Annotated in this window: 8 protein-coding genes and 1 pseudogene; 2 read left to right on the forward strand and 7 right to left on the reverse strand. The window is 59.3% G+C overall.

What is annotated here, in order from left to right:
- Positions 1–93, forward strand: a 93-nt coding sequence (locus tag ASF04_RS26935) for an IS3 family transposase (protein ID WP_156368535.1), incomplete at its 5' end; no start/stop codon positions are given.
- Between the two features lie 151 nt (positions 94–244).
- Here ASF04_RS26935 and ASF04_RS18190 read toward each other — a convergent pair.
- From ASF04_RS18190 to ASF04_RS18200, 3 genes are all read right to left on the reverse strand, one after another.
- Positions 245–589: a hypothetical protein gene (locus tag ASF04_RS18190; RefSeq protein WP_156368695.1), complete on the reverse strand. Its 345-nt coding sequence runs from the start codon at positions 587–589 to the stop codon at positions 245–247.
- Between the two features lie 804 nt (positions 590–1,393).
- Positions 1,394–3,055: a response regulator gene (locus ASF04_RS18195; protein ID WP_162241455.1), complete on the reverse strand. Its 1,662-nt coding sequence runs from the start codon at positions 3,053–3,055 to the stop codon at positions 1,394–1,396.
- Between the two features lies 1 nt (position 3,056).
- The gene (locus tag ASF04_RS18200; RefSeq protein WP_162241456.1) at positions 3,057–4,490 is read right to left on the reverse strand and encodes an ATPase domain-containing protein; all 1,434 of its coding nucleotides are present in this window, start codon (positions 4,488–4,490) and stop codon (positions 3,057–3,059) included.
- A gap of 319 nt (positions 4,491–4,809) precedes the next feature.
- On the opposite strand from ASF04_RS18200, the gene ASF04_RS18205 reads away from it, so the two are divergent.
- Complete coding sequence (locus tag ASF04_RS18205) at positions 4,810–7,230, forward strand: ATP-binding protein (RefSeq protein ID WP_162241457.1); 2,421 nt, start codon at positions 4,810–4,812, stop codon at positions 7,228–7,230.
- A gap of 408 nt (positions 7,231–7,638) precedes the next feature.
- On the opposite strand, the pseudogene ASF04_RS26940 reads toward ASF04_RS18205, so the two are convergent.
- From ASF04_RS26940 to ASF04_RS18220, 4 genes and pseudogenes are all read right to left on the reverse strand, one after another.
- Positions 7,639–7,776, reverse strand: a pseudogene (locus ASF04_RS26940) (manganese efflux pump); the annotation flags it as partial.
- Between the two features lie 55 nt (positions 7,777–7,831).
- Entirely contained in the window at positions 7,832–10,438 is a 2,607-nt protein-coding gene (locus tag ASF04_RS18210) for an EAL domain-containing protein (protein WP_056144803.1), read from the reverse strand.
- A gap of 1 nt (position 10,439) precedes the next feature.
- Positions 10,440–10,880 (reverse strand): hypothetical protein, encoded by a 441-nt coding sequence (locus ASF04_RS18215; protein ID WP_056144805.1) that lies wholly within the window; start codon positions 10,878–10,880, stop codon positions 10,440–10,442.
- A 10-nt stretch (positions 10,881–10,890) separates the two neighbouring features.
- The gene (locus ASF04_RS18220) at positions 10,891–12,135 is read right to left on the reverse strand and encodes a hypothetical protein (RefSeq protein ID WP_229205106.1); all 1,245 of its coding nucleotides are present in this window, start codon (positions 12,133–12,135) and stop codon (positions 10,891–10,893) included.
- Positions 12,136–12,424: the final 289 nt, after the last annotated feature.

Genomic DNA, 12,424 nt, shown 5'->3' on the forward strand with positions numbered 1-12,424 from the left:
TACATTCGCTGGTACAACGAAAAGCGCATCAAGAGCTCTCTTGGCTATCTGAGTCCGATCGAGTATCGTGAAAGCTTGGGTTTAACGATGTAAACCAGTCCAAGAAAAGGTCCGCATCCCCTCTGTATCAGTTTTCAATCGCCGTTGACAATCGCATCGTGCGATTGGTGATCGCGACCAGATGGCCTGTTGCACCGCTTAAAGCTGTTCCGATCCTCGATGCTCGGGAAGGGCGCTTACCAAACTATCGGGCTGCTTTACCTCGGGTGGATACACATGCGACCTTCATGACCCGCTCGCACTTAACCGCACCATCGGGCAGCAGCCCGAAGGTCAGATCGGACCGCACAAATTGTTCGGGTGTTACCCCGACGTAGATCGAGTCGTGCAGCCACGCCGAGATGGCGACATTGGTCGCTTGCAGATTCTGGCGCTCGCGCGGCTGGCCTGTTTGTATCGCCTTCCACAATTCCTGAGCGAAGAAGGGCACGGCGCCGGCTGCCCAGACATGCCTTCGGCGCCCGGTGTTCTCCTCGCGATCCTCGGCAAGGAGCATCAGCCGCAGCGCGTCCACCTGCAGCTCTGCCATCAATGTCTTCTGTGAATTCTCGTCCACCCTGTAAATTCGTATCAACATGGTTTGCTCGCCGGTTCTTCTGGTCGCTGTCCTGGTCGGACGGTTGGGACTATCGTGCCGCTGTCCGTGCTGCCGGTACTGGTGCATGCAGGGCCAGCGGTGTGTCCACACCTGCTCAGCCAAGGTCTGTTTGTACTGTCAGTTCAGGGGGCGTCAGCGCTGCGCGCCCGGCATGTTCAATGGCGCCTGTGAGGCCACCGGAACCTGCTTCATTCCATCATGTGCCTAGGGCATCATCGGTAACTCTCCGACCGAAGCCGACCCTGGCGATATGATCCCACCGAGCTTGTCAGTCGTTTTGAGCCTTAGCAGGCCCGGGTGCCTGTCCATCAGTGGTGACGCGTACCGGTAACGGGAACTTGCCAGGGCATCTGCCACGCGCCTGCGCCAGTCGCACCAGCAATGTCCCGGAGCGAGGGCCGCACCTGTCTCACTGTGGGGGGCAGTCAACCTGGCGCAGCAGGGGCCGGTGCGATGGCCGGGGCCGAACCCCCGGTCTCTCGTGAACCGAGCTCCGGATGGGTCTCGGCCCGGCGGCCGGTTGACGCTGCCGTCATGTCCAGACTGTGCCGGCCTACATGCAGACCACCTGAAGTGACGGACCGTCGCTTTCAACGTTGGCGTGCCTGGCTACAGTTTGTTTCAGGGACGGGTGAGGTTCGAGCGGCAGCGATGCTCGCAACGGCTGTACGCATGCGACGGATGCTAACATGCGACGCAGCGTCTATTTATGCCAGGCATTTGAATGTAAATTGGTTAATGCTTTGCGTTTGCGGCGCCGCCACGGCTGGCAAGTGCGGCGCAGATGCCGGCAATCACTGTCGAAGTGGTGTAAGGCTTGCGAACGAATTCCAGCTCCAAACCGTCGAGCCGCTTCGGTTCTTCGATGAAGCCGCTGGTCAGCACGATCGGCAGCAAAGGATATTGTTGGATCAAGTGGCGGGCCATTTCGAGGCCGTCCATCGAGCCGGGCATACGGACATCGGAAAACACCAGGTCAATTTCGGTGAAGTCGCTTCGCAGAGCTTCGTCCGCGCTGTGGGCACAGCATACCTCGCATCCCAGCGACGACAGCAGGGCCAATGCTACGGCAGCGACAGACGGGTCGTCTTCCACGCAGAGCACGCGCAGTCCATCCAGACTTTTGTCGCTTAACTCTGGCACGGTTTTGCCTGAATCAGCAGGTTGATCGGCGGGCTGCGACGAACTCGCCGGCAGCAGAATTCCCACGGTCGTTCCCGTCGAGGCAGTTCGTAAAAAAGTTGCGCCACCGCTTTGCTGGGCAAAGCCGTACACCTGTGACAGGCCCAGGCCAGTTCCCTTGCCCAGCGGTTTGGTGGTGAAAAACGGTTCGAACGCCTGTTGGGCAACCGCTTCCGTCATGCCGTGGCCTTCGTCGCGCAGCGCGATCTGCACGTACTCGCCCGTCAATGTCGCCAGTTCAGGCAAAGCAGGGTCAGGTAAATTGATATTCTGTACTGCCAGTGTTGCGGTACCCCCATCGGGCATCGCATCGCGCGCGTTAATGACAAGGTTGAGCAAAGCAATCTCCAGTTGCGCCAGGTCGGTCCGTACAAGCTTGAGATGATCCCCTGTCTCGATTTGAAGCTGCACGTCGCGTCCGAGCGAGTGACGCAGTAGCTGAGCGAGAGAGAGTACGTGCTCATTGAGGCGAACATCGGTGATCTGCATCGGCTGGCGGCGCGCGAACGACAGCAACTGTTGCGTCAACCGTGCACCCTGTTCGGCGGCGCGATTGATGCTGGCGATCGGCTTTTGAAGCGCGGGCGCTTCGCGGCTGACCAATTGCAGAAGCTGGGTCGCACCAACGATAACTTGTAGAAGATTGTTGAAGTCATGCGCTACGCCGCCTGTAAGCCGCCCCAGCGATTCCAGCCGGCGCGCTTCCATCAGCGACGTCTCGATTTGGCGCCGCTCGTGTACTTCCAGTGCCAGGGCGGCAGTGCGTTCATCCACACGGGCCTCCAGCTCAACCGTGTGCTGGCTCAGCTGCTCCAACTGGTCACGTACTTGCAGTTGCAGCAAACGTGTACGGCGCGCTGAGCGCACCGCCAGGGTCAACACTTCCTGGCGCAGCGGACGCGTGATCAACGTAATGCCGCCTAGCCGCTCCAGAACAGTCGTCGCGCCGCCGGGCAGCAACGCATTGGCGTCGGCAAGCGCAATGATGGGAATATTTGACCACAAGGGCTGGCGCTTCAATTGCTGCGCCAGGAGCTCGGCCGAACAGCGCGTGAGCCCTTCTTCGGTCGCGATGGCAAGCATGGCGTCTTCATTGAGTGCGGCGGTGAACGCAGCTGCGCTGGTGCAAACCATCGGTTGCAGGGCGACTGACTCCAGCAGTGCGCACAGCACGCTGGCATCCCGTCCCAATGGCGCGTACAAGGCGACGTGCATGTCACTGGCCATCCGTTTGGCCAGCAACGTCTGCGCTGCGGGTCAACCTTGCGCCGACGGTGAAACCTTCTTCGACCAGACGGAATGACCTTATGTCACGGCTGTGCGGGCCGTGGCGTTTTTTCAAGACAGATACCGCCTGCTTGATAACGCTGCCGTCTTCCACGTAGCTCAGCGATATGATGTTGTCGGTGATGATGGAGAGGGCATCGGGCTCCCGTGTCGTATCCAGCGGGGCAGAGTGCGCGCCAACGATGATGGCAATCACACCCATGTTGGCCAGATAGCAAAACAGTTCGTTCATCTGGAGCTGTAGCGTGCGTTCTTCGCGGATCAATGTGAGATAGGAGTTAATGCTGTCAATGATTACCACACGCACCTTGTCGTCCTCCACCCGCCGCCGCACCTTCCACACGAAAGCACCGGCGGAAATGCGCGATGGGTTAATGCGGGAAATCAAGAGGCCGTTGTGGTCTCCATTGGCTCCGTCAAAAGCAAATCGGTCGATCATCCGCGAACGCAGAGTCAGCTCGGCTTCGTCCAGCACGAAGTAGGCAGCCTTGCCGCCATGGTGTACCGCAGACAGTGCGTATTGCAGCGCCATGGTGGTCTTGCCGACCCCAGTGGGGCCGATAATCATGGTGGACGTGCCATCCATGATTCCGCCGCCCATGATGTCGTCCAGGCCTGCAACACCGCTGGTCAACGCAGCAGGTGAGTAGTCGCGGCGATGTTCTTCAGCGATCAGGCTGGGAAACACCAGGATCTCGCTCTTCTCGATCGCAAAATCGTGGGTGCCGCTCTGATAATCTCCGCCCCGCAGCTTGACGATTTTCAGCACTCGACGGACGGCACCATATGGCTGCTCACGCTGCTCGAGCGTAATGGCGGCATGCACGGCGCTTTGCAGCTCGTATTCGTGATTGATGGAGGTCAGATCGTCAAGCAGCAGAACGGTTGCGCCTGCGCGCGCCAGGCGGTCGCGCAGCGCGATGATCTGGCGACGATAATGTGAGCTGTCGTGCGCCAGCAGCCGGATCTCGGCCATGGAGTCAATGACGACCAACTCGGCTTTGCTCGTTTCAACGCGCGTGGCGATCGTGTCGATCAGCCGTGACAACTCGGCATCGCTTGGCAGCATGATGGTCTGCTCTCCATATTCATGCGGTGAAACCAAATCCGGTGCAAACAGCTCGATGCCGGTTAATGTCCAGCCGTGGCTTTCGGCGGTGCCCTGCAATTCTTCTTCGGTCTCTGACAGGGTTACGTACAAACACGTCTTCTGCTGCGCGACGCCGGCGATCAGGAAACGCATACCGATGGTTGTCTTTCCGGACCCTGGACGTCCTTCAAGCAGATGGAGGCGGCGGGCGAGCAAGCCGCCGCGCAAGACCGCATCGAGTTCGGGGATGCCGGTTGGAATGCGTGAAGTCACTTGTTTAATTCCTCAAATGTTGAAAGTATTTTTTGCTGGGCGACTCGGCTAGCATGACGCGTTGAGTGCCGGCTGCCTCGGTCAGCGCCTCGGATAAATCGCCATCGTTTTTGCTCACACTGCTGCGGCCCATTCAAGCTCCAGAGCTCCATAATTTCATTTCACATCGCGTACAGTCGGCGCGATCGCTTGGTAATTCGCCGCAAGAATGCCTTGCGGCAGCGCTGCGTGACAGCCTCTCATGGAAACGTCTTGCACAACGTTAAGCACGTCACAAAACGCCGCGTTGCATCCTTATGTCACGACGTGCCGGAGCGGTGTGGTTGTCGGTATTTTCACCCGGCTTCAAAATGTGTCACTAAAAAGCGGGGCATGTGGCAACTGGTGCACTTTGAAAAGCAGCCTCGTCAATACAGTGCGCGATCTCAGCGTTGCTGATGTAATATGGTTGATATTTGACGCTTATTCCTTTTACCCAATATCTCGTATGCAGACTGCCGATATCACCGCGCTGATGGAACTCTGCGCGCGCGAACCAATCCATATTCCAGGCTCGATCCAGCCGTACGGCGTGCTGGTGTGTATTGATGTGCCGTCGCTGTTGATTCGCAACGTCAGCGCGAATGCCGGTGAAGTATTTGGCGTCCATCCGGATAAGCTGGTGGCATCGTCCATGGCCGCGTACCTGTCGGCGGAGGATGCAGCCGCGCTGCGGACCTATTTGGACCAGCCTGACCTCAAGGAAGCTGCTCCGCACAGCGTGGCAGTGATGGGTGTCGATGGCGACATTCAAGGATGGACTGCGTATGCACATGCCAGCGATGGCGGCTGTATTCTGGAACTCGAGCGTGAGGGCGAGCGGACAACAGTGGCGCGTTCGCTGTCGAGGCTTCAGCAGCAGGTGCGCGTTGCGGTGCGCGGCGTCCAGTCCACCACGTCCCAGCATCAACTTGTTGCGGTCGCCGCCGAGCAGATTCGCGCGATCACTGGGTTCGACCGGGTGATGATCTATCAGTTTACCGAGGAGTGGCATGGGCATGTGGTTGCCGAGTCGCGCGAGGAGGGAATGCATTCCTACCTCTACCATTTTTTTCCTTCGTCCGATATTCCACCGCAGGCGAGGGCGATTTTTCTCAACAACTGGCTGCGCATGATTCCGGACATTGGCTACCAGCCGGTCCCGATTGTCCCCCAGACCAATTTTCATGACGGTGCACCGCTCAACTTGGGGCAATCCTACCTGCGCAGCGTCTCTCCGATACACATCGAATACCTGCGCAACATGGGCGTGGCGGCAACACTAACCATGCCTTTGATTAGCGAAGGGAAGCTGTGGGGACTGGTGGCGTGCCATCATGCCTCGCCGCGGCAAATTGGCGTGGACCACCGGCTCGCAGCAGTGCTGGTTGCGCAGCTTGTCTCCTCGCAGTTGGTCGTCAAGATAGCGATGGAAGACCAGCGCTACCGAGCGCAATTGGCCGACACCCACCGACGCCTATTGGCTCTGATGGAACGGGAGGAGGATCTGGTTGATGGCTTGTTTAAATATGCACCAACCCTGCTTGACATCGCTGGCGCCGGCGGTGCGGCAGCGGCAGTGTATTTTGACCATGCCTGGACTGTGATTGGTAACACGCCCACTGTTGAGGAAATCGAAGTGCTGGTGGATTGGCTGGTCGAACGGCACGACGGTTCGGTGTTTGCGACTGATTGCCTGAGCAAGGTATTTGCGCCTGCCAAAGCCTACAAGGACAAAGCCAGCGGGCTGGTAGCCCTGTCAATTCCTAAAAGCCCCCGAAACTTCATTCTGTGGTTCAGGCCCGAGGTTGCTGCCTCTATCGTCTGGGCGGGGCAGCCGTCCAAGAGCGTCAAGCTTGATGCCGATGTCTTTCGCCTTCACCCGCGCTTCTCGTTCAAATCCTGGGTGGAAGTGGTGGAGGGGACCGCTGTACCTTGGAAAAAAGTTGAAATCGAAGCCATCATGGAGTTGCGTAACAGCATACTTGCGCTGGATCTCCAACGTGCCTTTGTCAAGGAGCAGGCTGCGCGGGCGTTGGCGGAACAGCTCAACGAAGAGCGGCAGAGTATGGTGCATGTCGTCTCCCATGATATTCGTACGCCGCTCGCCGTGATCAAGATGTCGCTGCAAATGCTCGCCATGAGAGAGGATTTGAGTGGCGAGCAGCGCCAGACATTGATCGCGCGCAGCCAGCGTTCCGCCGATTCGATTGAACGTCTCGTCACCTCGGTGCTCGATGTCGCCAGGATGGAAACGGGGGCAGCGGTCAATGGAGAGGAGGTAGCGGTCTGTCCTCTGTTGAATGATATCGTTGATTTGCTTCGCCCCCTGGCCGAGCGTGCCGGCATTGTTTTGACGATAGCGTGCGAGGCGCAGGGAGTGCGGATTCGCTTCCACCAGGCGCAGTTCGAACAAGTGATCGGCAACCTGATCAGTAACGCCTTGAAATTTACTCCGCGCAATGGCGCGATCCATGTCGCGGCAGACGCTGGCCCAACGCGTGTGACAATCAGCGTGAGCGATACCGGTCCTGGCATTTCTGCAGAGCTTTTGCCGCACGTCTTCAAACGTTTTGTCCGCGGAGACCATCATGCTGGCCAAGGGGCCGGTCTTGGACTGGCGATCGTCAAGGAAACAGTCGAGCGCTACGGTGGGACAGTTACCGCGCATTCCTCTGACCGTCGTGGTACTGTCATGGCTGTGCAACTTCCTGCGATCTGAGTCAAATTCTCAATAATGCGTTGGCCCGACGCAGGTTAAGCACTATGTGGTTTACGGTTTTCCTGAGCTGCAAGCAATAAACACTTGCACTGAGCGAGAGCCTACATCCCCAACGGTAATCTGAACATATCGCTGTGCGCAGTTCGGACGTGCTGGGGGGCAGTTCTGCCACAGTGTTGTTCTTGAGATGACTCATTTCCGTACCGTTGCGCATAGGCGCCTTGATCTCCATGTGCTCAGAGCATCCTCATTTGTTGCATCTCGAACGGCTCTCGACCAGTTCATCAGCGGTAATGCTTTACAAACTCGTTTCGTGACGCCAGATATCCAGCGTGCCGCGCATAGCGCGGTGTTATCGGACGCTGGCATTTTTGAGCAGTATTGCTCAAATTCGGTCTGGCTGCGGCCTCACATGCCGGTGCCAGACAGATGCTCATATAAGATCGTGCTGCCGATGGCAATGAGTACCAGTCCGCCGATCAGCTCCGCGCGTTTGCCGACGACGATGCCCAGTGCGCGACCCACCATCACACCCACCGTCACCATGACCAAGGGAAACCGGCTGCCTAGTGACTGCCATCGCAAAACGGCTTGTGCCAGTTCAAATGGCTGCTGCGGCCTGCGCTTGCAACAGCGTTTCAATCACGTCCGGAGACGCCGGGCGGGCGAGGAGATAGCCTTGCACCTCGTCGCAGCCGCTGGCGCGCAGGAAGTCCAGCTGCGCGTCGGTTTCCACGCCCTCGGCAATCACGCGCAGCTTTAGCTCATGCGCCAGGGCGATGATGGCGCGGGCAATTGCCTGGTCTTCCGCCTTGGTGCCCAGGTCGCGAACAAACGATTGATCGATCTTGAGAGTCGTGATGGGAAAAGATTTTAGCGATGAGAGACTGGAATAGCCGGTACCGAAATCGTCGATCGACAATCGCAGCCCCATTTTCTGAAGCTCGCGCATGGTGGCGACGGCGCCATCGAGATCGCGCATGATCAGGCTTTCGGTGATTTCAAGTTCCAGCAAGCCGGCCGGCAAGCCGGTGTCGAGCAGGGTCGCGGCAATATCGGTCAACAGTTCAGCATCGTCGAACTGGCGCGGCGAGACGTTGACCGACATGACCAGCGGCGGCAGCCCCGCGTGCTGCCAGGCCATACTCTGGGCACACGCCGTATGCATGACCCAGCGCCCGATGTCGACGATGATGCCGCTTTCCTCGGCCAGTGGAATAAAGTCGGCTGGCGAGACCGGGCCGTCGGTCGGATGATCCCAGCGCACCAGCGCTTCCACGCCAAAAATGGCGCCGGACCTGATATTGAACTTCGGCTGGTACACCACGCGGAACTGGTGTTCCTCCACGGCGGTACGCAAGCTGGCTACCATCGCCAGCTTGTTTTCCGCATTGGCGTTCATGCTGTCCGCGTAAAAATGGCACTGATTCTTGCCCGAGGCCTTGGCGCTGTACATGGCAACGTCCGCGCGGGTCAGCAGGGAAGCGGCGTTATTGCCGTCGCGGGGAAACACCGCGACGCCGGTACTGCAACTGATCTGAACTGCGTGGCCCTCGATGTGGACGGTTTGCCTGACACCGGCGGTGACGCGGTCAAGCAGGGCGAGGCATTGATCGAGCTGGTCGCGCCGTGCCGGCAGTACCATCACGAACTCGTCGCCACCGAAACGCCCGAGCGTATCTTGGCGGCGCAGACCGCTGCGCATGCGGCCGGCGATTTCCGCGAGCAGGATATCGCCGGCGCCATGGCCCAGGCAATCGTTGACCATCTTGAAATTATCAAGGTCGATGAACGACACCACGACCATGCCGTCGCGGCGGGTAGCATGCGCCACCGCGTGTTCGATCCGCGACTGCAGCAGCGTGCGATTGGGCAAGCCCGTCAACGCATCGTGCTGGGCCATGTGCAGAATTTTTTCTTCCGCAGCCTTGCGCTCGCTGACATCGCGCACGATGGCAATGACGCCGCCTTCCACGCCGATCAGCTGTTCATGAAACCAGGCGCCCTTGAACTGGTCGAGCGTATTCATGATTTCCTTTTCGTGCACGCCCCCCTGGGTTGCAGCCCGCGCCAGCCTGTCGAAAATGCCGTTCGAAACAGCCTCCGGCATCAGGCCCCGCAGCGAGGTGGTGCGCAGACGCTGGCGGTCAACGCCGGTCATCGCTTCTGCCTGCCGGTTGACTGCCGAGATGCGAAAGTCGGTGATCGCGTTGGCTTGATCGACCACGCTGTGCAGGACGAAAAAGGCATCGCGGTTGCTTTCCGATGCGGCTTCGTAGGTTTGCTGCGCCAGCCGGATGCTGCGGCGGGTCTTAGCGCCTTGCCGGTTCCATGCCCAGAACGCGGCGAGCATGACCAGCACAATCACCGTGGCACCCCCGGCCTGCCACAGGTAGGTGAGTCGGCGCGCGTTGAAGGCCGTCAGTTGCTCCGCTTTTCCCAGCCCAACGATAGCGTTCACGTGCAACCGGCCGATGCGGCGCGTGGCGGTGTAGCGCTCGATGGCGTCGGGGGCGGACGGCAGCGCCATGTTGTCGCCGATTCTCGACGCCAGCATGGCGCCGTCCTGGTCCAGCAGCGCCAGCATGCCGTGCCTACCTAGGCGCGACGTTTCGTAGGCCGCGGTGAAATATCCGGCGTCAACCGTCAGCATGGCAACGCCGCTGAATTGCCCGGCGCTGTCGGTCAGGCGCTTGGTAAACTGAACCGCCCCGTGGTGCTGGTCCGCACCGGGCGCGCCACTGACAAACACCCGGTCCGTCGTGTCCTGGCGGTGATGCCTGAAAAACGGTTGCGCCGACATGGCCGTAGCTGTGGCAGACGGACTGCCTGCCACCACGTTGCCGTTGCTGTCGATGATACTGACTGCAAAAACAATCGCCGGGGGCAGTAGGTCCTCGCTTTTCATTGCCTGCAAGGCGTTTGCAGTGCCGTTCAGTTTGACGGCATAGTTGACGGTCTTGAGGGTTTGCTCAATGCCGCCCACGTTGCGCGCAATTTGCGCCTCGTAAGTGTCGATCAGGTCGGCAAGGGATGCTTCGACCGCGCGCACCGTGTTGTCGTGCTCGATGCGGATGAAGTGAAAGGTCGCGCCCCAGATAAGCACGAGTAACACCAGCGCAAACAAAGGCATGGCGATCGACAGCCGTACCTCGGCGCGTTGGGCGAACATCTCCAGGCTGGCATTGCCAACCTTCGCAGGCAGCATGTTATTTACTCACGACTAATACGATCTGGACGCTGTCGTCCAGTGCGGCGCTGTCGATATAGCCGATCAGCGATGGATTGGCGGCGACCAGGCGCCGCATGGCCACGCTGGTTGCCATTTCCCTCGGCGGCAGTCCGCGCCCGGTGAAGACCATCTTGGTCCAGTAGGCGCGCAGCAGCGCGGGCGACTTCGCGCTGACCTTGTTATAGAACTGGTCGCGTAGCGGCGAGTCGATCGACAGGTCCAGCGGCGTGACACTGTCGCCGTTCGGAAAGCGCTCGGTCTGGGCGAGAAAAATATCGGAAACCTGCCCGGAATTGAGCGTCAGCGGCGCGCGCTTCGCTGAGACGATGACGACCAGTTCCGCCGACGCGGTGGTGCAAGTCAGACCGAGCGTCAGTGCCAGCAGCGATGTCAGCAATGGTGTGTTATACAAGTTCATTGCGCCACCGTCAGAAAACGAAGTCGAGCATGGTGCTCACCACATGGACCGGGTGTCCGGATCTGAAGCCAGGCTGGACGTTGATCAGTGTTCCATTGCTCAATCCCTCCGGGCGCAGACGGTCGTATTGCAGCTTCAGGCTGTAGTCGCGGGCAAAGTCCCAGCGCACGCCGGTGCTGACCGTATGCTGCGCGGTGATGGTGCGCAGCAGTCCGTTGAGCTGCTCATTGAGACCGATGGCCAGCGGCACCATCGACGCCGGATACGACGACGCGGGCAGCCCGGCATCGAACAACGGCTGATGCGACTTGGCGCGGGAGTAGGTGACGAACGGTGTGAACGCGTTCCAGCGGTAACCGCTGCTCAGATAAGCCACCGATTTGTTGCCGAGATACGATCTGGCGTTCATCCGGCCGGTTTCCCCCATCAGGAACCAGGAACCGGTATCGTACGTGAATCCGACCGCTGCGATCGACGTGCGCTTGTCCGACACGTCGTAGCGGTCAGACAAAGCGGCGCCCGCCGGTCCGAATTGATCGAAGACGTCAAACAGCGGCTTGGCGATATCGACTGTGAGCGTGGCGGTCATCACGCTGGCGCGCACCGTCAGGTTGTCGGTGGTCGTGGTGTTGGAGATACCGGTCAGTTGCCTGGCATTGGCGTGAGCCGAACCGCCCACCCGCACGCGGGTCCGCCCGAAGGAGCCTTGCGTGACGTTTTTCAATCCCCCTGCACGCCAGCTGTAGCTGACATCAATGCCGTCGCTGTTGGACACCGGCAGTCCTCCATAGACCTCGACCGGTGGACGCACCCATGGCAATGCATAACTAGCCTTGCGATAATCGCCCAATAAAAATATCGGCAGCGCTGTGCGGCCGATGCGAATGCTGAGTTCCGGAGAGTAGCGGTATTTTATGTTTGCCCATTCGACGCGCGGGGAAAAATCGCGGTCGAGGTTGCGCTCGGCAATGACCTGCAGTACTGCCGACCAGTTGGCGTGCGATTCGTAGTTAATCTGGCCCGCCAGCCGGCTATCGACGTCATAGCTGGTGCGCCTGGAAAATCCGGCGCGGCCCGGGTTGATGACATTGGACGTAAAGTCCGCGTTGCGCTCGCTGGAATGGACCAGCCCGGCGCTGCCGTAGCCAGCAACAGTCCAAGGCTGCATCGCCAGTTCGTCCGCCGTCGTTTGCACGTGCGTTTGCGCGCTGGCTTCTCTCACACAAATGAACATGATAGCGAGTCGTATCACCATACGAGGCGCAGAAAAATTGCTCGGCATATTAATTGATCTATATTCTCGTAATGCAACAATTGCATTTCGATATTGCGGATGATGAGGTGGTGGGGGAGGCGGGAAATGAATTCGGTGGCCTGCGTAAACTATACAGGCGATGTGAACCTGGTGCAATATTTTAGGCATAAATTACAAGGAGTTACAGGGCATGTGCTGCTGCCGCTGGACGCGGCAACGGCATGCGGTCAAGTCGTGCACATCGACGTGCAGGCAACCTGGCGCAGCAATGCCCGTTGCGATGGCCGGG

It is taken from the genome of Duganella sp. Leaf61 (assembly GCF_001421905.1).
GTDB classification, from domain to species: Bacteria; Pseudomonadota; Gammaproteobacteria; order Burkholderiales; family Burkholderiaceae_D; genus Rugamonas; species Rugamonas zoogloeoides.